This is a genomic window from Streptomyces sp. NPDC101237 (assembly GCF_044767465.1).
GTDB classification, from domain to species: Bacteria; Actinomycetota; Actinomycetes; order Streptomycetales; family Streptomycetaceae; genus Streptomyces; species Streptomyces gramineus.
This window is the reverse complement of record NZ_JBIWNY010000014.1, coordinates 67,124-86,669: the sequence shown is the minus strand read 5'-3', so window position 1 is coordinate 86,669 and position 19,546 is coordinate 67,124. Positions and strand designations below refer to the sequence as shown.

The 19,546-nt window shown below is 73.5% G+C and carries 19 protein-coding genes; 10 read left to right on the top strand and 9 right to left on the bottom strand.

Going from position 1 to position 19,546, the window contains the following annotated elements; all coding sequences use genetic code 11:
• Positions 1-9 precede the first annotated feature (9 nt).
• Positions 10-1,245 carry a trans-sulfuration enzyme family protein gene (locus ACIRQ9_RS22315; protein ID WP_404176014.1) on the bottom strand — a complete coding sequence of 412 codons (1,236 nt, stop codon included), beginning with the start codon at positions 1,243-1,245 and terminating at the stop codon, positions 10-12.
• Between the two features lie 59 nt (positions 1,246-1,304).
• Here ACIRQ9_RS22315 and ACIRQ9_RS22310 point away from each other — a divergent pair, with 59 nt between their 5' ends.
• The 6 genes from ACIRQ9_RS22310 to ACIRQ9_RS22285 all read left to right on the top strand — a co-directional run bounded on the left by ACIRQ9_RS22310 (position 1,305) and on the right by ACIRQ9_RS22285 (position 7,353).
• Entirely contained in the window at positions 1,305-1,796 is a 492-nt protein-coding gene (locus ACIRQ9_RS22310; RefSeq protein ID WP_404176011.1) for an Lrp/AsnC family transcriptional regulator, read from the top strand.
• A gap of 33 nt (positions 1,797-1,829) precedes the next feature.
• Complete coding sequence (locus ACIRQ9_RS22305; protein ID WP_404176009.1) at positions 1,830-3,518, top strand: DUF885 domain-containing protein; 1,689 nt, start codon at positions 1,830-1,832, stop codon at positions 3,516-3,518.
• Positions 3,519-3,653: 135 nt separating this feature from the next.
• On the top strand, positions 3,654-4,334 hold the full coding sequence (locus tag ACIRQ9_RS22300; protein WP_404176006.1) for a hypothetical protein: 681 nt from the start codon (positions 3,654-3,656) through the stop codon (positions 4,332-4,334).
• 143 nt (positions 4,335-4,477) lie between these two features.
• Positions 4,478-4,705, top strand: coding sequence for a ferredoxin (locus ACIRQ9_RS22295; protein WP_404176399.1), 228 nt, complete (start codon positions 4,478-4,480; stop codon positions 4,703-4,705).
• A complete protein-coding gene (locus tag ACIRQ9_RS22290) occupies positions 4,692-6,086 on the top strand; it encodes an NAD(P)/FAD-dependent oxidoreductase (protein ID WP_404176004.1) in 1,395 nt (464 codons plus the stop codon). The genes ACIRQ9_RS22295 and ACIRQ9_RS22290 overlap by 14 nt, the downstream gene beginning before the upstream one ends.
• Before the next feature lie 34 nt (positions 6,087-6,120).
• Positions 6,121-7,353, top strand: a complete 1,233-nt coding sequence (locus tag ACIRQ9_RS22285; protein WP_404176001.1) for a cytochrome P450 — start codon at positions 6,121-6,123, stop codon at positions 7,351-7,353.
• 7 nt (positions 7,354-7,360) lie between these two features.
• Here ACIRQ9_RS22285 and ACIRQ9_RS22280 read toward each other — a convergent pair whose 3' ends face one another.
• Together ACIRQ9_RS22280 and ACIRQ9_RS22275 are read right to left on the bottom strand one after the other, a co-directional pair.
• Positions 7,361-7,876, bottom strand: coding sequence for an immunity 21 family protein (locus ACIRQ9_RS22280; RefSeq protein WP_404175998.1), 516 nt, complete (start codon positions 7,874-7,876; stop codon positions 7,361-7,363).
• A 47-nt stretch (positions 7,877-7,923) separates the two neighbouring features.
• Positions 7,924-8,397, bottom strand: a complete 474-nt coding sequence (locus tag ACIRQ9_RS22275) for a rhodanese-like domain-containing protein (protein ID WP_404175995.1) — start codon at positions 8,395-8,397, stop codon at positions 7,924-7,926.
• A gap of 135 nt (positions 8,398-8,532) precedes the next feature.
• On the opposite strand from ACIRQ9_RS22275, the gene ACIRQ9_RS22270 reads away from it, so the two are divergent.
• A complete protein-coding gene (locus ACIRQ9_RS22270) occupies positions 8,533-8,979 on the top strand; it encodes an Lrp/AsnC family transcriptional regulator (RefSeq protein WP_404175992.1) in 447 nt (148 codons plus the stop codon).
• Here ACIRQ9_RS22270 and ACIRQ9_RS22265 read toward each other — a convergent pair.
• From ACIRQ9_RS22265 to ACIRQ9_RS22245, 5 genes are all read right to left on the bottom strand, one after another.
• Entirely contained in the window at positions 8,976-11,966 is a 2,991-nt protein-coding gene (locus ACIRQ9_RS22265) for an AAA family ATPase (RefSeq protein WP_404175989.1), read from the bottom strand. The two genes, ACIRQ9_RS22270 and ACIRQ9_RS22265, sit on opposite strands and share 4 nt — an antisense overlap.
• A gap of 34 nt (positions 11,967-12,000) precedes the next feature.
• Positions 12,001-13,164, bottom strand: a complete 1,164-nt coding sequence (locus ACIRQ9_RS22260; RefSeq protein ID WP_404175986.1) for an exonuclease SbcCD subunit D — start codon at positions 13,162-13,164, stop codon at positions 12,001-12,003.
• Positions 13,165-13,271: 107 nt separating this feature from the next.
• Positions 13,272-13,898, bottom strand: a complete 627-nt coding sequence (locus ACIRQ9_RS22255) for a YigZ family protein (protein ID WP_404175983.1) — start codon at positions 13,896-13,898, stop codon at positions 13,272-13,274.
• Positions 13,899-13,946: 48 nt separating this feature from the next.
• Entirely contained in the window at positions 13,947-14,483 is a 537-nt protein-coding gene (locus ACIRQ9_RS22250) for a SixA phosphatase family protein (RefSeq protein WP_404175980.1), read from the bottom strand.
• On the bottom strand, positions 14,480-15,211 hold the full coding sequence (locus tag ACIRQ9_RS22245; protein WP_404175977.1) for a hypothetical protein: 732 nt from the start codon (positions 15,209-15,211) through the stop codon (positions 14,480-14,482). The genes ACIRQ9_RS22250 and ACIRQ9_RS22245 overlap by 4 nt, the downstream gene beginning before the upstream one ends.
• Before the next feature lie 177 nt (positions 15,212-15,388).
• Here ACIRQ9_RS22245 and ACIRQ9_RS22240 point away from each other — a divergent pair, with 177 nt between their 5' ends.
• The 3 genes from ACIRQ9_RS22240 (at position 15,389) to ACIRQ9_RS22230 (ending at position 18,992) form a co-directional block, all read left to right on the top strand.
• Positions 15,389-15,802 (top strand): CoA-binding protein, encoded by a 414-nt coding sequence (locus ACIRQ9_RS22240; RefSeq protein ID WP_404175974.1) that lies wholly within the window; start codon positions 15,389-15,391, stop codon positions 15,800-15,802.
• Between the two features lie 266 nt (positions 15,803-16,068).
• The gene (locus ACIRQ9_RS22235) at positions 16,069-17,706 is read left to right on the top strand and encodes an APC family permease (protein WP_404175971.1); all 1,638 of its coding nucleotides are present in this window, start codon (positions 16,069-16,071) and stop codon (positions 17,704-17,706) included.
• A gap of 77 nt (positions 17,707-17,783) precedes the next feature.
• Positions 17,784-18,992, top strand: a complete 1,209-nt coding sequence (locus ACIRQ9_RS22230) for a 4-hydroxybenzoate 3-monooxygenase (RefSeq protein ID WP_404175968.1) — start codon at positions 17,784-17,786, stop codon at positions 18,990-18,992.
• 162 nt (positions 18,993-19,154) lie between these two features.
• Here ACIRQ9_RS22230 and ACIRQ9_RS22225 read toward each other — a convergent pair whose 3' ends face one another.
• Positions 19,155-19,508, bottom strand: coding sequence for a metalloregulator ArsR/SmtB family transcription factor (locus ACIRQ9_RS22225; RefSeq protein ID WP_365571140.1), 354 nt, complete (start codon positions 19,506-19,508; stop codon positions 19,155-19,157).
• Positions 19,509-19,546: the final 38 nt, after the last annotated feature.

The window sequence follows — 19,546 nt, the reverse complement described above, 5'->3', positions numbered from 1 at the left end:
TCCCCTGCCTCAAGCGGGCCCGGCCCCGTACCCCCGGCGGGCCCGGCCCAGCGCCCGGTCCAGGTCGGACCAGAGGTCCTCGACGTCCTCCAGGCCCACCGACAGGCGCAGCAGCCTGTCGCTCACTCCGGCGCCCCGGCGGTCGTCGGCGTCGACGATGCGGTGGCTGATGGACGCCGGGTGCTGGATGAGGGTGTCGACGCTGCCGAGGCTGACGGCCGGAGTGACCAGGTCCACCCGGGAGACGACCTCGTGCGGGTCGCCGTGCACCTCGAAGGCGATCATCGCGCCGCCCAGCCGCGGGTAGCGGACGCGGGAGACGCGCGGGTCGGCGGCGAGCCGGCGGGCGAGTTCCGCGGCGGTGGCGGAGGCGGCCCGGACCCGTACCGGCAGCGTGGACAGTCCGCGCAGCAGCAGGTAGCCGGCCAGCGGATGCAGCACACCGCCGGTAGCGAAACGTATCTTCCTGAGCTGCCCGGCGAACTCCTCGTCGCAGGCGACCACACCGGCGAGGACGTCGCCGTGGCCGCCGAGGTACTTGGTGGCGCTGTGCAGCACCAGCCGGGCGCCGTGCTCGGCGGGGCGCTGGAGCACCGGCGTGGCGAAGGTGTTGTCGGCGAGCAGCGGAACCGTGCCGCAGGCGTGGGCGACGGCCCGCAGGTCGAGTTCGGCCAGCGTCGGGTTGGCCGGGGACTCGACCAGCACGAGACCGGTGTCCGGGCGCAGCGCGTCGGTGATGCCGGCCGGGTCGGTCCAGGTGACCTCGGTGCCCAGCAGACCGGCGGTGAGGAGGTGGTCGCTGCATCCGTACAGGGGCCGTACGGCGACGACGTGGCGCAGGCCGGCCGCGGTGCGGGCGAGCAGCACGGCGCTCAGCGCCGCCATGCCGCTGGCGAAGGCCACGGCCGACTCGGTGCCCTCCAGGCGGGCCAGGGCGGTCTCGAAACGGGCGACCGTGGGGTTGCCGAGCCGCCCGTAGACCGGCGGTCCCGCCGGGTCGGCGCCGTCGGTGGCGAAGGCGTCGATGCGGGCGGCCTCGGCACGGCTGTCGTAGGACGGATAGGTGGTGGACAGGTCGATCGGCGGGGCGTGCAGGCCTTGCCGGGCGAGGTCGTCGCGGCCGGCGTGCACGGCTTCGGTGGCCAGGGCGCGCGGGGCGCCGGACCGCGGCGCGGCACCGTCGCGGAGGTGCACCGGGTCGTCGTGGGCGCTCACTGAGTCGTCGTGGGTGCTCGTCGAGTCCATGCCCGAAGGGTGAACATCGAGCGGGATACCGGAGACGAACACCGTGTTACGTTCGCCGTATGGCCGAATCTGTCGTACTGGATCCGGTCGATCTGCAGCTGCTTCGGCTGCTGCAGAACGACGCCCGGACCACCTACCGCGATCTCGCCGCCCGGGTCGGCGTGGCGCCGTCGACCTGCCTGGACCGGGTGACCCGCCTGCGCCGCTCGGGAGTGATCCTCGGACACCGGCTGGAGCTGGACCCCGCCAAGCTCGGGCGCGGCCTGGAGGCGCTGCTGTCGGTGCAGGTGCGGCCGCACCGGCGGGAGTTGGTGGGGCCGTTCGTGGAGCGGATCAGGGCGCTGCCGGAGTCGCGGACGGTGTTCCATCTGACCGGCCCCGACGACTACCTGGTGCACGTCGCGGTGTCCGACATGACAGATCTTCAGCGGCTGGTCCTCGACGAGTTCACGTCCCAGCGCGAGGTGGCCCGGGTGGAGACCCGGCTGATCTTCCAGCAGTGGGAGTGCGGGCCGCTGCTCCCGCCTACGCCCTCGGCTCAAACCCCGTGACGGGCGGCGGCCCGTCGTACGAGGATGGACCGCATGTCACAGACCAAGAGCCCGCTGCCCCGTCAGGTCGCCGACACCTTCGTCGACGAGCTCATCGCCCTCGATCCGATCACCGGTACGTTCCTCGGCGTCAAAGAGAGTTCGAGCCGGCTCCCCGACACCTCGCCGGCCGGTGGCGAGGCGCTCGCCCGGCTCCAGCGGGACACGCTCGCCCGGCTCGACGAGGCCGAGCGGCAGCCCGGCGCGGACAGTGACATCGAGCGTCGCTGCGCACGTCTGCTGCGCGAGCGGCTGACCGCCTCCCTCGCCGTGCACGAGGCGGACGAGAGCCTGCGGTCGGTCAGCAACCTCAGCTCGGCCGCGCACGCGGTGCGCCAGGTGTTCACCGTGACCCCCACGGCCACCGAGGAGGACTGGGCGGCCGTCGCCGAGCGGCTGCGCGCCGTGCCGGCCGCGCTGGAGGGCTACCGGCAGTCCCTGGAACTCGGCCTGGAGCGGAAGCTGCACGCGGGTCCGCGTGCCACCGCCACCTTCGTGGGGCAGCTCGACGAATGGGCCGGCACGGGCGACGGCCGCGGCTGGTTCCAGCAGTTCGCCGCCTCCGGTCCCGAGACGCTGCGGGGCGGCCTGGACGAGGCGGCCCGTTCGGCCGACGCGGCCGTGCTGGCGCTGCACGACTGGATGCGGGACGTGTACGCGCCGGCAATCGAGGGCGCCCCGGACGTGGTGGGCCGCGAGCGGTACGCCCGCTGGGTGCGCTACTTCAACGGCACCGACCTCGACCTGGACGAGGCGTACGCGTACGGCTGGTCCGAGTACCACCGGCTGCTCGCCGAGATGCGGACCGAAGCCGAGAAGATCCTGCCCGGCGCGGCCACGCCGTGGGTGGCGCTGGCGCACCTGGACGAGCAGGGCACCCACGTCGAGGGCGTCGACGAGGTCCGCGGCTGGCTTCAGTCCGTGATGGACGAGGCCATGGACGAACTGGACGGCACCCACTTCGACCTGGCCGAGCGGGTCCGCCGCGTCGAGTCGAGGATCGCTCCTCCGGGAAGCGCGGCGGCGCCGTACTACACCCCGCCGTCGGACGACTTCTCGCGCCCCGGCTGCACCTGGCTGCCGACGATGGGCCAGACCCGGTTCCCGGTCTACGACCTGGTGTCGACCTGGTACCACGAGGGCGTGCCCGGTCACCACCTCCAGCTGGCCCAGTGGAAGCACGTCGCCGGGGACCTCTCCCGCTACCAGGCCAGCGTGGGCATGGTCAGTGCCAACGCCGAGGGCTGGGCGCTGTACGCGGAGCGGCTCATGGACGAACTGGGCTTCCTCACCGACCCGGAGCGCCGGCTCGGCTACCTGGACGCGCAGATGATGCGCGCCGCCCGCGTCATCATCGACATCGGCATGCACCTGGAGCTGGCGATCCCGGACGACTCCCCGTTCCACCCCGGCGAGCGCTGGACGCCCGAGCTGGCGCAGGAGTTCTTCGGCGCGCACAGCAGCCGTCCGGCGGACTTCGTGGAGAGCGAGCTGACCCGCTACCTGTCCATGCCGGGGCAGGCCATCGGCTACAAGCTGGGCGAGCGGGCCTGGCTGACGGGCCGGGAGCAGGCCCGCGAGCGCAGCGGTGACGCCTTCGACCTCAAGGCCTGGCACATGGCGGCCCTGTCCCAGGGCTCGCTGGGACTGGACGACCTGGTGGACGAACTGTCGCGGCTCTGACGGCGGCGGCCCGCGCCCCGGCGGCGGTCGCCGCCGGGGCGCGGCGGTCTGCCGTTCGGGGGTGCTCCGGTGGCGGTGGCCGCCGGCAGGGGGCTTTCTGGTGCCGGGGGCCACCGGACAGGAAGCGAGCCGCGCATGCAGACCTCCACGACCTCACGGCGGGAGCCGTTGCAGACCCCGCGCGCCGCCGGCGTGGCCGGGATCGTGTTCGCGCTGCTGCTCGCCGCCGCCATCGTGCTGATCCGGCTCGGCATTCCCCAGGGCGCCGACACGGTCTCCTACCAGGCGCCGGACCCCAGCCGGCGCAGCGCCGTCAAGTGGGCCCTGCTGCTGGTGCCGTTCGCCGGGATCTTCTTCCTGTGGTTCGTCGGCGCCGTCCGCTCGCACGTCGGCGAGGCGGAGGACCGGTTCGTGGCCACCGTGTACTTCGGCAGCGCCGTGGTCTTCACGGCCACCATGTTCTCCGCCGCCGCGGTGGCCTCGGCCCTGCTCGCCACCTCCCATCCGGCGGGCACCTCACCGTCCAGGCCCACCTGGGACCTCGGCCAGCACCTCGCCTACACGCTGATGATCGAGTACGCGATGCGGATGGCGGCCGTCTTCGTCTGTTCCACGTCGGTGATCGGGCACCGGCTGGGCATCATGCCGCGCTGGCTGACGCTGCTCGGCTTCCTGACCGCGCTGGTGCTGCTGTTCGTGTCGGCGAGCGTGCCCTGGTCGGAGCTGGTGTTCCCGGCCTGGTCGCTGCTGCTCAGCGTGTACATCCTGATGGAGAGCTTCCGCCGCTCCGCCGCCGCCCCCGACCCGGCGCCCTGAGCGCTCACCCGTTCGGAACGCCCCGGCGCGCGGCGCCGGGTGCGGGCTCCCATGCTGGCGTGCGGGGAGTTCACCGCCGTCCGAGACTGAAAGCACGGACGGGTGGACGCACGACACCCGGCCACCAAAAGGGCGGAGCCATGATGCGCCTTGTCGTCGATCTCAACAGATGTCAGGGATACGCGCAGTGCGCGTTCCTCGCCCCGGACGTCTTCACCATGCACGGCGAGGAATCCCTCGTCTACAGCCCGCACGCCGACGAGGACCAGCGCGAGCGGGTGGCCCGTGCCGTCGCCGCCTGCCCCGTGCAGGCGATCACCGCCGACGGTCTGGACGGCGCCGTGGGAGGGACTTCCGATGGCGCCCGCTGACTACCTGGACTGGCTCCGGCGCGAAGGCCGGATCGTGATCGTCGGCGCCTCGCTGGCCGGGCTGCGCGGCGCCGAGACGCTGCGCGCCGAGGGCTTCACCGGCGAACTCACCATGATCGGGGACGAGCCGTACGAGCCGTACGACCGGCCGCCGCTGTCCAAGGCGGTGCTGCTCGGCAAGGCGTCCCCGAACCACACCGAGTTGCCCCGCCGCCGGGAGATCGACGCGAAGTGGCGGCTGGGGGTGGCGGCGACCGGGCTCGACCTGGAGGCCAAGCGGGTACGGCTGGCCGACGGTGACGAGGTCGAGTACGACCGTCTGCTGATCGCGACCGGAGTGAGCGCCCGGCCCTGGCCCAAGGAGGACGAGGCCCGCCTGGAGGGCGTGTTCACCCTGCGCACCCGGGACGACGCGGCAGCGCTGCTGCGGCGCCTGAAGGCGGGGCCGCGCCGGGTGTTCGTGATCGGTGCCGGGTTCACCGGTTCGGAGATCGCCTCGGCCTGCCGGGAGCACGGCATCGACGTCACCGTGGCGGAACGCGCGGGCGCGCCGCTGGTCGGCGCGCTGGGCGGGGTGATCGGGGCGGTCGCGGCCGACCTGCACCGCGAGAACGGGGTGGACCTGCGCACCGGGGTCATGGTCACCGCGCTGGAGGGCGATTCGGCCGGCCGGGTGCGCGCCGTCCACCTGTCCGACGAGAGCGTGGTCGAGGCGGACATCGTGATCGTGTCGCTCGGCGCGACCCGCAACACCGGCTGGCTGACCGGGTCCGGTCTCGGCGCGGGCCCCCGGGGCATCGCCTGCGACGCGGGCTGCCGTGCCTTCGACTTCCGGGGCATCGTCACCGACGACGTCTTCGTCGCCGGTGACGTCGCCAGGTCCCCGCACGCGCTGTTCGGCTACCAGTTCCTCTCCCTGGAGCACTGGGGCAACGCGGTCGCGCAGGCGGAGACCGCCGCGCACAACATGATCAGCCCGAGCGCGGAGCGCCGGCCGCACCTGTGGGTCCCGGCTTTCTGGTCGTCGCAGTTCCGGGTGAACATCAAGTCCGTCGGGGTACCGCCGATGGGCGAGCAGATCATGATCACGCAGGGTTCGCTGGCCGAACGCCGGTTCGTCGGGGTGTACGGCTACAAGGGCCGCACGATCGCCGCGGTGAGCTTCGACGACACGCGGTGGCTGGAGTTCTACCAGCGGCAGATCGAGAAGGGCGCGCCGTTCCCGGTGGACTTCCCGACCGTGAACCGGCGGCCCGAGGGCCGGGTGCCGGTCGACGCCGACTTCCCGGACCCCGCGCTGCCGACGCACGGCCCGATGGTGACCCTCAGCGGTTACTCGCCGACCGACCAGCAGCTGGTCTTCCACCCCGCCCGCCACTGACCGTGCCCCGGCCCCGACGCTGCAAGGACCTGCCATGACGACGCAGACCTCGATGTTGCGCCAGATCACCGATTTCGCGAACCGCGCCAACCCGTACCCCGTGTACGAGGAACTCCGCAAGACGCCGGTGCTGCACGAGGAGGACGACGGCCCGTACATCATCAGCTCCTACCACGACATCGAGGCGCTGCTGCACGATCCGCGGATCAGCTCCGACGAGTCCAACGTGACCGTCGGCGGGCACGACGACCTGTCCGGGCCGGAGGCGACGGGCCTGCCGCCGAGCTTCATCCGGCTCGACCCGCCGGAGCACGACCGGCTCCGCAGGATCGCCAACGGCTCCTTCGGCCCCCCGCACCGGCCGCACCGGATCGACGACATGCGGGGCCAGCTGGAGGAGATCGTCACCGGTCTGATCGACGGGGTCGGGGAGGCGCGGGAGTTCGACCTCGTCGACCAGATCGCCTACCCCTTCCCGGTCACCGCGATCTGCCGGGTCCTCGGGGTGCCGCGCGAGGACGAGCCCCGCTTCCGGGCCTGGGTCGACCCGATCGTCGCGGGCCTGGACCCCGACAGCCGTACGGCCGCGGAGTCCCAGCGGACCGCGCAGGAGGCCCGGCTGCAGCTGGGCATGTACCTGAACGGGCTGGTGGAGCAGCGCGTCAAGGAGCCCCGTGACGACATGCTCTCCGACCTGGTGCACAGCAGTGGCCCCGACGGAGCCATGACGACGATGGAGGTGCTGAGCACGGCGGTGCTGCTGCTCATCGCCGGGCACGAGACGACCGTCAACCTGATCACCAACGGCATGCTCACGCTGCTGCGGCACCCGGAGGTCCTGGAGCGGCTGCGCCACGACCCGGGTCTGTCGGTGCGGATCGTGGAGGAGCTGCTGCGCTACGAGCCGCCGGTGCAGCTCGTACCGCAGCGCACCTGCATCGCGGACATCGAGGTGCGCGGGGTGACCATTCCGAAGGGCTCGCGGATCTGGCTCGTCCTGGCCGCGGGCAACCGGGATCCGGAGCGGTTCACCGACCCCGACCGCTTCGACCCGGACCGCCAGGACATCCAGCACCTCGGCTTCGGCAGCGGCATCCACAGCTGCTTCGGCGCCCCACTGGCCCGCCTGGAGGCCCAGCTCGCGCTGTCCCAGCTGGCCGCGCGGCTCGACAACCCGCGGCTCGTCGAGGACCCGCCTCCGTACCGGCCGAACGCGGTGCTGCGCGGTCCGCGCCACCTCAACATCGCGATCGACGGTCTGAGGTGACGAGCTGTCAGGCCCCGACCCTGCGCAACCGCACCAGGCCCACCCAGGTCTCCGGGCCGGGCCTGGTGTAGGCCGCGTGCACCTCGTAGGTGCCGGCCTCCAGCGGGACCCGCAGGTGATCGCCGCCCTCGGCCTCGCCGCCCGGCCAGGCGGAGTCGAACAGGACGACCGGGCCCGGCACCTGCCAGCGGATCCCGTTCTCCCACACGGCGCTGTCGAGCGCGGCGGGGACCTGGGCGAGCAGCTCGTCCTCGGAGTTGGCGGCGGACCAGCGGACGAACATGCCGTGGTCCGGCAGGAACGACGTCGAGGCGGGTTCGTCGCCGAGGACCAGGGCCGCGCTGTCGCCGACCGGGAGCAGTCCGACGTAGCCGTCGACCTCGCAGGCCCGGTCGTAGTCGGTGGCCAGTTCCTCGCTGTCGGCTCCGGCCCAGAACGGCAGGACCGTCTCCGGGACCGCCACGAGCGGGCCGCCGCCCGACTCCACCCACTCCACCGCGCCTGGATCCGCATAACGAGTCATGGGGGTGAACCTACACGTAGCGCGACCAGGCCTGTTGGCCTCGGGAATCAGCAGCCGCAGTCGCCCTCGACCGGCGCGGTCAGCGGGTCGGGGTCCCGGCGCGCGGAGCCCTGCCAGGTCTCGAACTCGAAGCCCTCACGCGCCCAGTACTCGAATCCGCCGAGCAACTCCTTCACCTGGTAGCCGAGTTCGGCGAGCGCGAGCGCGGCGCGGGCCGCGCCGTCGCAGCCGGGGCCCCAGCAGTACGTCACCACGGGCACGTCCTTGTCGAGGAGCAGGGGCGCCTGCTCGGGGATCAGCGCGGTGGGCAGGTGGACGGCGCCGGGGATGTGCCCCTGGTCCCAGGACTCGGTGGAGCGGGAGTCCAGGACGACGAAGCCGGGGGCGCCGTCCGCGGCCAGCGCGGCGGCCACGTCGGAGACGTCGGCGTGCAGCGCGAGGCTCGCGCGGAAGTGGGCGGCGGCCGCGGCGGGCGCGGCCGGGGCGACGCGCAGGACGGGGTTCGTGGTGGTGACGGTCATCTGGGGGCCTTTCCCTGGGCGCCGGTACGGCGGTTGTCCACGACCGGAAATCTATGGCCGGTGACCGACCGCACTGAAGGTGCGATCCCCGGCCCTCTCCTTGTCCGGCCGTGGAATCCCTGGTATCCATCGCGCATGACCACGTTTTCCCCGGACGCCACCGACTGGCGCATCCTCGAAGCCCTCCAGCGCGACGGCCGGGCCAGCTTCGCCGAGCTGGCGCGGGCCGTCGCCATGTCCCCGAGCGCGGTGACCGAGCGGGTGCGGCGGCTGGAGGAGGCCGGCGTGATCCAGGGGTACGCCGCCGTGGTGGACCCGGAACGGCTCGGCCTGCCGGTCCTCGCCTTCGTCCGGCTGCGCTACCCGAACGGCAACTACCGGCCCTTCCACGACCTGGTCGCCGGCACGCCCGAGATCCTGGAGGCGCATCACGTCACCGGGGACGACTGCTTCGTCATCAAGGTCACCGCCCGCTCGATGCGCCACCTGGAGGAGATCACCGGCAGGATCGGCACCCTGGGCTCGGTGACGACGAGCGTCGTCTACTCCTCGCCCCTCCCCCGGCGCGCGATCAGCATCTAGACGCCGCGCAGCCGCAGCGCCGAGCCCGATCTGCCCTTGGTCACCTCCAGTTGGGCGTGGATGCGGCGGCGCAGGTCCGGGACGTGGCTGACGATGCCCACGCTGCGGTCGCGTTCGCGCAGCGAGTCGAGGACGTCGAGGACCTCGTCCAGGGTCTGGTCGTCGAGGCTGCCGAAGCCCTCGTCGATGAAGAGGGTGTCGAGCCGGACGCCGCCGGCCTCGTCGGTGACGACGTCGGCGAGGCCGAGGGCGAGCGCGAGGGAGGCGAAGAAGGTCTCGCCGCCGGAGAGCGTGGCGGTGTCCCGCTCGCGTCCGGTCCAGGCGTCGACGACGTGCAGCCCGAGCCCGCTGCGCCCGCGCCCGCTGCGGTCGTCGGAGTGGACGAGGGTGTAGCGGCCGGAGGACATGCGGTGCAGGCGGACGGTCGCGGCGGCGGCGACCTGTTCCAGCCGGGCCGCCAGGACGTACGACTCCAGCCGCATCCGGCGCTCGTTGTCGGCGGAGGTGCCGGCGGTGAGGGCGGCCAGCCGGGCGACCCGCTCGTACTCCTCGCGCAGGGGTCCGAGGCGGCGGACGTCCTCGGCCGCGCGGGCGGAGAGCCGGTCGAGTTCGGCGCAGCAGCGGTCGGCCAGGTCCCGGCCGGAGACGGCCTCGCGCAGCCGCCGTGCGGCCGTGGCCGCGTCCCGTTCCGCCGCCTCGGTGTCGGCGGGCGGCCGTCCGGCGGCGGCCGTGGTGTCGGCCTCCGCGAGGACCGCGCGTACCGCCGCCTCCTCCGACTGCCAGTCGTCCAGGCGGCGTTGGAGTTCCCGGTGGGCCCTGTCGTCGAGGAGGGCGGCGGCCGCGTCCCGCGGGGTGTCGAAGCCGGCCCGGAAGGCGGCGTCGGCGAGGCGGGCGTCGGCGTCCTTCAGGTGCCCGGCGGTGTCGGCGGCGGCGCGGACGGCGTCCGCGGCGTCGGCGAGCAGCGCCGTCTGCCGCTCCAGGTGCGCGGCCCGCGCGGCGACGCTTTCCGCGCCGCCCCTGGCCTTGGTCAACTCCTCCTCCAGGAGCGCCCGTTCGGCGTCTAGGCCGTCCCGCCGGGTGAGCCGGGCGGCGGCCCTGACCTCGGCCTGCTGCCGGCCCGCGAGCCGGCGCTCGCGCTCCTGCTCGGCGAGCCGCAGCTCCTCGTGCGCGGCGTGCAGGTCGGCGGCGGCACGCCGGGCCCGGGTGTACTCCTGCTCCAGCTCGTCCAGTTGGGCGGCGAGCCGGCCGGTGGGCAGGTCGTCGGCCGCCGCGGTGGCGGCGGCCAGCGCCTCGCGGGCGGTGCCGAGCCTGCGCTCGTCCTCGGCTCGCCGTTCGTCGGCGCGCTGGTAGGCGGCGAGCGCCCGCTCCTCCGCCTCGCGGTCGACGTGCCCGGCGACCTTGCGCGCGGGAGCGGGGTGTTCGGTGGCACCGCAGACCGCGCAGGGCGCGCCGTCGGTGAGGTCGGCGGCCAGCTCGGCGGCGATGCCGGCCAGCCGCTGTTCCTTGAGGTCGAGCCAGTGGGTGCGCGCGTCGGCGGCCCGGCGTGCGGAGTCCAGGGCGCTGCGCTGGACCTCGTCCGTGTCCCGGCCCAGTTCGTCGCGCAGGCGCGCGGCCGCCAGCTGCCGGCGGGCGGGGTCGCGCTGGACGGCCAGTTGCTCAGCGCGGGTCGCGGCCTCCTGCGCGGAGTCGATCCGGGCCGCCAGGCCCGCGCGTACGGCGTCCCAGTCGGCGAGCCAGCCCACGGCCTCGCGCAGGGCGTCCTCGTCGTCCCGTTCCTGCCGGTCCAGGCGGCCGCGTTCGGCCTCGACCTCGGCGAGCCGGCGCTCGGCCCGGCGCGCGGACTCCAGTCCGCCGAGTTCCTCGGCGGCGCGGCGGGCCGCGGTGGCGAGCCCGGCCGCTCCGGTCTGCGCGAAGGTGTCCGGGAGCGGCGCACGCGCGTGTGCCTCGGCGGCTGCCGCCTCGCGGTGCCGGGCCCCGGCGGCGTCCCGCAGGTCCAGCGCCGGTGCCACCGCGGCCGCCTGCCGCGCCCGCTCCATCCTGGCCTGTGCGGCGCGGCGGTCCCCGGCGCGTTCCTCCAGCCGTGCGGCCCGCTCCCGAGCCTCGGTGAACCGGTGCTGCAAGCGGGCCAGTTCGCGGGTGTCGGCCAGGGCGCGGTCGGCGGTGAACTGTGCGGACTCGGCCGTGGTGAGGCGGCAGTGAGCGAGGGTGAGGCGTTCGCGGGCGGTGCTGCGGGCGACGGCGGCGGCGGTGAGGACTGCCTCGGCGAGTCCGGGCTCGCCGGGTGCCAGTTCCGGGAGTTCCATCGCGTCGCCGGCTTCCTGGTGCATGCGGTGCGCGGCGGCCAGCAGGGCCGCGTCGCCCTCCCGCACCCGGGCCTCGGTGGCCTTGCGGCGTTCGGCGAGGCGCTTCTCGACGTCGGCGAAGCGCTGGGTGTCGAAGAGGCGGCCGAGCAGTTGGCCGCGGGCGCCGGCGTCGGCGCGCAGGAAGCGGGCGAAGTCGCCCTGGGGCAGCAGGACGACCTGGCAGAACTGCTCGCGGCTCATGCCGAGCAGGCCGGCGATCTCCTCGCCGATCTCCTGGTGGGAGCGGCTGAGGTCCTTCCAGGCGCCGCCCGTGGCGTCGTACTCGCGCAGCCAGGTCTGGGCCTTGTCGAGGGTGGTGCCGTGGCCGCGTTTCTTCGGGCGTTCCCAGGGCGGCTGCCGGGTGATCTCCAGCCGGCGTCCGCCGACGGTGAGTTCGAGGCGGACCCCGGTGCGGGTGGCGGGATCGGCGTGGTCGCTGCGCAGGGAGGTGCCCTGGCCGCTCTGCCGGGCGCCGGGGACGGTGCCGTACAGCGCGTAGCAGACGGCGTCCAGGACGGAGGTCTTCCCGGCGCCGGTCGGGCCGTGCAGCAGGAAGAGGCCCGCGGCCGAGAGCGCGTCGAAGTCGACGCTCTGCGTGGCGCCGAAGGGCCCGAAGGCCGTGATGTCGAGCCGGTGGAGCCTCACCGGGCGGCCTCCGTGGTCCGTCGTGCGTCGGTGGTCACCGCGCCGCCTCGCGCACCGCCAGGTGGGCGTGGACGGCGTCGAAGGCCTCGCCGAGGACGGTCAGTTCCCGCTGGTCGGGGCCGGCGCCGCGGACGTGGGCGACGAAGTCCTCGGCGATCTGGCGGTCGCTGCGGCCGGCCAGCCGGCGGGCGTAGGTCACGTCGGGGTCGCCGGGGGCGCGGTCGGGGGCGAAGACCAGGCTGAGGGTGTGCGGGAAGCGGTCGGTCAGGCGAGCCATCGGGTCGGCGGGCCGGACCGGGTCGGTCAGGGTGGCCTCGACCCAGGCGGACTCGTGGCGGGTCAGGGCCGGGTCGGCGAGCAGGTCGTCGAGCGTGCCGCGGAGGCGGGCCAGCGGGCGCGGTACCGGGCAGTCGAGGCGCTCGGCGGTGACGGTGCCGTCGGCGTCGAGGTCGACGAGCCACATGCTCTTGCGGTGGCCGGCCTCGGAGAAGGAGTACGCCAGCGGGGAGCCGGAGTAGCGGACGCGCCCGGTGAGGGTCTGGCAGCCGTGCAGATGGCCGAGCGCGACGTAGTCGACGCCGTCGAAGACCCCGGCCGGGACGGCGGCCACTCCGCCGACGGTGATGTCCCGTTCGCTGTCGCTGGCCTCGCCTCCGGTGACGAAGGCGTGGGCGAGGACGACGGACCGCGTGCCGGGCGCGCGGGCGGCGAGGTCGGCGCGGACCCGGTCCATGGCGGCGGCCAGCACCGCCTCGTGCCCCGCCTTGTCGACGGCGAACTCGTCCTTCACCAGGGCCGGTTCGAGGTACGGCAGGCCGTAGAAGGCGACGTCGCCGAAGGCGTCGGCGAGCACGACGGGCGTGCCGCAGGCCGAGGGTTCGGTCCGCAGGTGGATGCCGGCGCGGTCGATGAGACCGGCGCCGACGCCCAGCCTGCGGGCCGAGTCGTGGTTCCCGGAGATCATCACCGTGGGCACGCCCAGGCCGGCGAGCCGGTGCAGGGCGTCGTCGAACAGCTCGACGGCGGCGAGCGGCGGGACCGCGCGGTCGTACACGTCTCCCGACACGACCACGGCGTCGACGGCGTGCGCGCGCACGGTCTCCACCAGGTGGCCGATGAACTCGGCCTGGGCGCCGAGCATGTTCACCCGGTGGAACGCCCGGCCGAGGTGCCAGTCGGAAGTGTGCAGGAGTCTCATGATCCCCGAGGGTAACGGCCGGGTCTGACATCGCGGGCGGTTGCTCCCGTATCAGCCCTTCATGGGCCGAATGAAGAAAGGGAGTTTTGTCCGGTCGGTCCGGATCGTCACGCGTCCCCGTAGGCCTCCCCGCCCAGTTCGAGGCGGGCCGTGCCCGCGGTGGCGTCGGCGAGCCAGCCGCGAAACGTGTCCACGTCGGCGTCCGGCAGCCCGATCTCGATGGCGACCGCCTCTCCGTAGCGGACGTCGCGGACCTCGCGGCCGGTGGCGCGCAGGTCGTTCTGGACCTTCCCGGCCCGCTGGTGGTCGACGGTCACGGTGGCCAGCCTGAAGCGCCGCCGGGTGATCGCGCCGACGCTGTCCAGGGCCTCCCCGACCGCGCCGCCGTACGCCCTGATGAGTCCGCCGGCGCCGAGCTTGACCCCGCCGTAGTAGCGGGTGACGACGGCGACGACGTACCGCATGTCGCGGCGCAGCAGCATCTGGAGCATGGGGACGCCCGCGGTGCCGCCCGGTTCGCCGTCGTCACTGGCCTTCTGGGTGGCGGCGTCGGCGCCGATGACGTAGGCCCAGCAGTTGTGGCTGGCGTCGGCGTGCTCCTTGCGGACGCGGGCGACGAAGTCCTGGGCCTCCCGCTCGGTGGCCGCCGGGGCGAGGGCGCACAGGAAGCGGGAGCGGTTGACCTCGGTCTCGTGGGTGCCCGCGCGGGCGACTGTGCGGTACTCGTCCTGCATCCGCCCAGCCTATGCGGACCCGCGCACACGGTTCGCGCGAGGTGGCGCTCAGCCGCGTCCGCCCCTCGGCACGATCACCTCGGTCAGCAGCGCCGTCCCCGGCTCCAGGGCCGTCCACGCCCGCCCGTGCCAGGCCAGGACCGCGATCGCCGACGTCGGGAACTTCTCGCGGACCCGCTCCAGGGTGTCGTCGAGGCCGTCCCCGGCCAGTTCCAGGACCAGCTGTTCCAGTCCCGGGTTGTGCCCGACCAGCAGCAGCGTCTCCACCTCGGGCGGGACCTCGCGCACGACCTCCAGGAGCGCGGGCACCCCGGCCGCGTACACCCGCCCGTCCAGGCGCACCGGCGGCGGTGTGCCCCACTGGCCGGAGACCAGCTCCCAGGTCTGCCGGGTGCGTACCGCGGTGGAGCAGACCACGAGGTCGGGCAGGCAGTCGGAGTCCGCGAGGGCACGGCCGGCGGCCGGGGCGTCGCGGCGGCCGCGGGCCGCGAGCGGGCGCAGCGGGTCGGGCACCCCCTCGGGCCAGGCCGACTTGGCGTGCCGCAGGACGACCAGCCGGCGCAGCGGCCCGGCGCCACCTGTCACGGGGCGCTCCCGACGTCGCGCGTGAGGTCGAGGGCGAGCAGCCGGTCGGCGTAGGCGCAGGTCTCGAAGCGGGCGCCGTCCGGGATCTCGGGCCGGGCCGCCGCCCAGCGCAGGACGCCGAGCACGCCGGGCACGTCGAGGTCGTCCTCCCAGGCGTCCCGCAGCCGTCCCCGGACCGCGTCGGGCACCGGCCGCGAGGGACTGCGCGCCCACCGGGCCACGTCCCGCCGGAGCCGTCCGAGGCCGCGGCCGGCCGCGTCCACGGCACCGGCGCCCAGGTGGACGGCCGTGCCGCGCGGCGCGTCGAGCAGCGCGAGCCGGAGCGCGGCGGGGTCGGCGAGCCCGTTGAGGACGCCCGCGTCGGGGCCGCTCGCGGGAGCGACGGCGAGCGTCGGCCCGGTGCCGGGCACGGACGTGCCCTGCGCCGCCACGTGGACGACCTGGGCCTCGCCCAGTCCTGAGGCGAGGTCGCGGCCGTCCTCCAGCGGGCGGATGCCGAGGGTGGTGGCGGCGGCGTGCAGTTCGGCCTGCTGGTGGCCGGCGGTGAGCAGGGGCAGGACCGGGGTGCCGCCGACCTCCAGGGCGCGCAGCAGCAGGTCGGTGGCGAGCAGGACCCGCAGCGCCGTCAGGTCGTACCCGTGGACATGGGCCTCGACCCGGGTCAGGGCGCGGCGGGCGGGGGCGGCGGGGACGGTCTCACCGGTGGTGGCGTCGAGGATGCGGAGCACGGGCTGAGCGTAGGCGCGCGGAGGGCCGTACGCAGGCACCTTGCGCCGATTCCGGTCACCGTGGCGGGACATGCGGGACATGTGGCGCCTTCTGCCGCTGTCTCCGGCGGGGAATGGGGGTCCGGGCGGCCGCTGTTGGCGACGACGGACGTTACCCCCGGACCGAGGAGGCCGACGATGTACGGCGACGACGCGACGATCCGCAGGATCCTGACCGAGACCGGCGACACCTGGGCGGTGGTCGGCCTGTCCGCCAACCGGAGCCGCGCGGCGTACGGGGTGGCGCTGGTGCTGCAGCGGTTCGGCAAGCGGGTCGTGCCGGTCCACCCGAAGGCGGAGACGGTGCACGGGGAGCAGGGCTACGCCTCGCTCGCCGACATCCCCTTCGACGTGGACGTGGTCGACGTCTTCGTCAACGGCGAGCTGGCCGGTGCCGTCGCGGACGAGGCGGTGGCCAAGGGGGCGAAGGCGGTGTGGTTCCAGCTCGGGGTGGTCGACGAGGCGGCCTACGAGCGGGTGCGGGCCACGGGCCGGGACATGGTCATGGACCGCTGCCCGGCCATCGAAATTCCCCGGTTGAATCGCGGCTGACGGCTGACCGGCCGGATGACCGGATCCGGGAACAACCGGCAGGATTTGAGGAAGATCTGAGACTCCTGTCTTACCTTCTTCTCACTTATGACAGTTGAATACGGACATTCTGTGACCCTCGCTGACCTGTGCAAAGGCTGTGGCCAAGACAGGAAAGATCGAGGGTCAAGTTTTGGGAAACAGTCTTCAGTCCGAGCGGCGCACGCCCCTAACTTGTGGCCCCTTGCTCATTAAATCTGCGTTCAGAAACTGAGAGGCCACTTGACATGGTGAGTGTCGAGAAAGCCGCCACGGGGGACACGACTCCTTCGGGCGGCCTGAGGCGGGACGTCGGGCTGATCGGTCTGATGTGGGCCTCCGTGGGGTCGATCATCGGCTCCGGCTGGCTGTACGGGGCCCAGAAGGCGGTCGTGCAGGCCGGTCCCGCGGCGACCATCTCGTGGGTGGTCGGCGCGATTGCGATCGTCCTGCTGGCCCTGGTCCACGCCGAGCTGGGCGGCATGTTCCCGGTGGCGGGCGGCACGGCCCGGTACCCGCACTACGCCTTCGGCGGACTGGCCGGCATGTCCTTCGGCTGGTTCTCCTGGCTGCAGGCGGCGACCGTGGCGCCGATCGAGGTCGAGGCCATGGTCGGTTACGCCGGTCACTGGAAGTGGGCGCGGCACCTGGAGCACGCCGACGGCACCCTGACGGCGAGCGGCCTGCTCGTGGCCGTGTTCCTGATGGCCCTGTTCGTCGGGGTCAACTTCTTCGGCGTCCGGGTGCTCGCGCACACCAACAGCGCCGCGACCTGGTGGAAGATCGCCGTGCCGCTGGCGGCGATCTTCATCATCGCCGTCGGCAACTTCCACCCGGCCAACTTCCACTCCGAGGGCTTCGCGCCCATGGGCGCCAAGGGCGTCCTCGCGGCGATCAGCACCAGCGGCATCATCTTCGCCCTGCTCGGCTTCGAGCAGGCCATCCAGCTGGCCGGCGAGAGCCGCAACCCCAAGCGGGACCTGCCGCGCGCCACGCTCGGCTCGGTGGCCATCGGCGCCGTCATCTACGTGCTGCTGCAGGTCGTCTTCATCGCCGCACTGCCGCACAGCACCTTCGCGCACGGCTGGGCGCACCTCCACTACCCGGGCGACAGGGGTCCGTGGGCCGGTCTCGCGACCCTGGTGGGCCTCGGCTGGCTGGCGTGGGTGCTCTACCTCGACGCGATCATCTCCCCCGGCGGCACCGGCCTGATCTACACCACCGCCACCTCCCGGGTCTCCTTCGGCCTGGCGAAGAACGGCTACGCGCCGAAGATCTTCAGCCGGACCGACTCCCGCGGTGTGCCGTGGTTCGGTCTCATCATGTCGTTCGTGACCGGCGTGATCTGCTTCCTGCCGTTCCCGAGCTGGCAGGAACTGGTCAGCTTCATCACCTCGGCGAGCGTGCTGATGTACGCCGGCGCTCCGCTCGCGTACGGCGTCTTCGCCGACCGGCTGCCGCACTTCGAGCGGCCCTACCGGCTGCCCTTCGGCAAGCTGGTCTCCCCGCTGTCCTTCGTCGTCGCCAACCTGATCATCTACTGGTCGGGCTGGGGCACCCTGTGGCGGCTCGGCATCGCGATCGTGCTCGGCTACGCACTGCTCGGCGGGTACGGCGTCTACGCCCACGGCAAGGGCCTGCCCGACGCGCCGCGGCTGGACTTCAAGGCCGCCCAGTGGCTGCCCGTCTACCTCGTCGGCATGGGCGTCATCTCGTGGCAGGGCGGCTTCGGCGGCCAGGGCCACATCGCCCTGTGGTGGGACATCCTGGTGATCGCCGTCTTCTCGGTCGTCATCTACTACTGGGCCAAGGCGACCGCCTCCCCGGCCGAGGACATCGAGCGCAGCATCGACGAGGTCGTGGTCACGGACGCCCCGGCGCACTGAGCCGTCCCGACCGTTCAGGTGTCCTGTCAGCCGGGGCGGCCCCGCCCAGGCTGACAGGACATCGTCATAATGAGACGGTGATCCCCCACTCACCTTCCGAAGAACGCCGTACGGTCGTCGTCCTCGGCGCCGGGCCGGCCGGGCTGACCGTCGGCAACATCCTGCGGGCCGCCGCCGTCGACTGCGTGGTCCTGGAGACCGAGAGCAGAGAGTTCACAGAGAACCGGCCCAGAGCCGGGGTGATCGAGGAGTGGGCGGTCCGGGGCCTTCAGGAGCGCGGGCTCGCCGACGGGCTGCTCGCCCGGGCGCAGGTGCACAGCGCGTGCGAGTTCCGGTTCGACGGCGAGCGCTTCCGGTTCGACTACGCCGCGCTGACGGGCCGTCACCACTACATCTACCCGCAGCCGTTGCTGGTGACCGATCTGGTCCGCGAGTACGCGGACGTGCGCGGCGGCGACATCAGGTTCGGGGTGCGCGACGTCCGGCTGCACGACGTCGAGTCGGACCGGCCCACGGTGTCCTACACCGACCCCGCGACCGGCCGTCGGCACGTCCTGCACTGCGCGTTCGTGGCGGGCTGCGACGGGGCGCGCGGGGTGAGCCGGGACGCGGTGCCCGACGCGCGGACCCGGATCTCCCGGCAGGACTACGGCGTCGGCTGGCTGGCGCTCCTCGCGCAGGCCCCGTCGTCCTCGGACTGCGTGCTGTTCGGCATCCATCCGAACGGCTTCGCCGGACACATGGCGCGCGGCCCCGAGGTCACCCGCTACTACCTCCAGTGCCCGCCGGGCGACGACCCGGAGAACTGGCCGCACGAGCGGGTGTGGACCGAACTGCGCGAGCGGCTGGCAGCCGAGGGGGCGCCGCCGCTCAACGAGGGGCCACTGGTGGAGAAGCGCGTGCTGGACATGCACAACTACGTGGTCGAGCCGATGGTGTTCGGCCGCCTCTTCCTGGCGGGCGACGCCGGGCACCTGACCGCGCCGATCGCCGCCAAGGGCATGAACCTCGCGCTGCACGACGCCTTCCTGCTGGGCGACGCGCTCGCCGCGCACCTCACCGAGGACGACGACTCGGGCCTGGACGGCTACTCCCACGCCTCCCTGCGACGGGTCTGGGACTACCAGGAGTTCTCCGGGTTCCTGTCCGGCATCTACCACGGCACCGCCTACGGCGATCCGTTCCTGGCGGGCACCAGCCTGGCCCGGCTGCGCAGGCTGTTCACCTCGACCGCGGCGGCGACGGCCTTCGCCGAGCAGTACCTCGGCGCGGCCGCCGCCTTCTGACCGTCCCGCGCCGGACGGCCTCCAGCCGTCCGGCGCCGCTCGCGAGAAGCGCCGTTCCGATGCGGACGTGCGGGACGACCGGGGCCGTGGCGAGGTGCATTCCGGCCGGGGCGCGGCCCAGGCGGCCGGCGGCGGACGAGGCGCCTGTCCTGCCGGCGCGGTTCAGCTCCCCGCGTCGGCGGCCGTCTCGGTGAGGCGGTGGTCCGCCACCTTCAGCGCCTCGTCGACCAGCCTGCGCACATGACCGTGGCGCAGCGAGTACACCACCCGCCGCCCCTCCTTGCGCGTGCCCACCAGCCCGGCGAGCCGCAGCCGGGCCAGATGCTGGCTGACGGCCGGCCGCGCGGCGCCGCACACCTCGGTGAGCGTGGTGACGTCGGCCTCCCCGGACGCCAGGGCGTGCAGCAGCGTCAGCCGGGTGCGGTCGCCGAGCAGGGCGAGCAGGTCGGCGGCGAGCGCGAACTGCTCCTCGCCCGGACTGCGCGGATGCGCATGGTGCGCAGGTGATAGGTGCATGCGTGCGCTCATACGCACATAATGGCGTCGAGGGCGTC

What these genes read in the sequence shown, in the direction of transcription:
- ACIRQ9_RS22315 (WP_404176014.1), bottom strand. Translation starts at nt 1,245, where the DNA reads ATGGACTCGACGAGCACCCACGACGACTCAGTGAGCGCCCACGACGAC.
- ACIRQ9_RS22310 (WP_404176011.1), top strand. Translation starts at nt 1,305, where the DNA reads ATGGCCGAATCTGTCGTACTGGATCCGGTCGATCTGCAGCTGCTTCGG.
- ACIRQ9_RS22305 (WP_404176009.1), top strand. Translation starts at nt 1,830, where the DNA reads ATGTCACAGACCAAGAGCCCGCTGCCCCGTCAGGTCGCCGACACCTTC.
- ACIRQ9_RS22300 (WP_404176006.1), top strand. Translation starts at nt 3,654, where the DNA reads ATGCAGACCTCCACGACCTCACGGCGGGAGCCGTTGCAGACCCCGCGC.
- ACIRQ9_RS22295 (WP_404176399.1), top strand. Translation starts at nt 4,478, where the DNA reads ATGCGCCTTGTCGTCGATCTCAACAGATGTCAGGGATACGCGCAGTGC.
- ACIRQ9_RS22290 (WP_404176004.1), top strand. Translation starts at nt 4,692, where the DNA reads ATGGCGCCCGCTGACTACCTGGACTGGCTCCGGCGCGAAGGCCGGATC.
- ACIRQ9_RS22285 (WP_404176001.1), top strand. Translation starts at nt 6,121, where the DNA reads ATGACGACGCAGACCTCGATGTTGCGCCAGATCACCGATTTCGCGAAC.
- ACIRQ9_RS22280 (WP_404175998.1), bottom strand. Translation starts at nt 7,876, where the DNA reads ATGACTCGTTATGCGGATCCAGGCGCGGTGGAGTGGGTGGAGTCGGGC.
- ACIRQ9_RS22275 (WP_404175995.1), bottom strand. Translation starts at nt 8,397, where the DNA reads ATGACCGTCACCACCACGAACCCCGTCCTGCGCGTCGCCCCGGCCGCG.
- ACIRQ9_RS22270 (WP_404175992.1), top strand. Translation starts at nt 8,533, where the DNA reads ATGACCACGTTTTCCCCGGACGCCACCGACTGGCGCATCCTCGAAGCC.
- ACIRQ9_RS22260 (WP_404175986.1), bottom strand. Translation starts at nt 13,164, where the DNA reads ATGAGACTCCTGCACACTTCCGACTGGCACCTCGGCCGGGCGTTCCAC.
- ACIRQ9_RS22255 (WP_404175983.1), bottom strand. Translation starts at nt 13,898, where the DNA reads ATGCAGGACGAGTACCGCACAGTCGCCCGCGCGGGCACCCACGAGACC.
- ACIRQ9_RS22240 (WP_404175974.1), top strand. Translation starts at nt 15,389, where the DNA reads ATGTACGGCGACGACGCGACGATCCGCAGGATCCTGACCGAGACCGGC.
- ACIRQ9_RS22235 (WP_404175971.1), top strand. Translation starts at nt 16,069, where the DNA reads ATGGTGAGTGTCGAGAAAGCCGCCACGGGGGACACGACTCCTTCGGGC.
- ACIRQ9_RS22225 (WP_365571140.1), bottom strand. Translation starts at nt 19,508, where the DNA reads ATGCACCTATCACCTGCGCACCATGCGCATCCGCGCAGTCCGGGCGAG.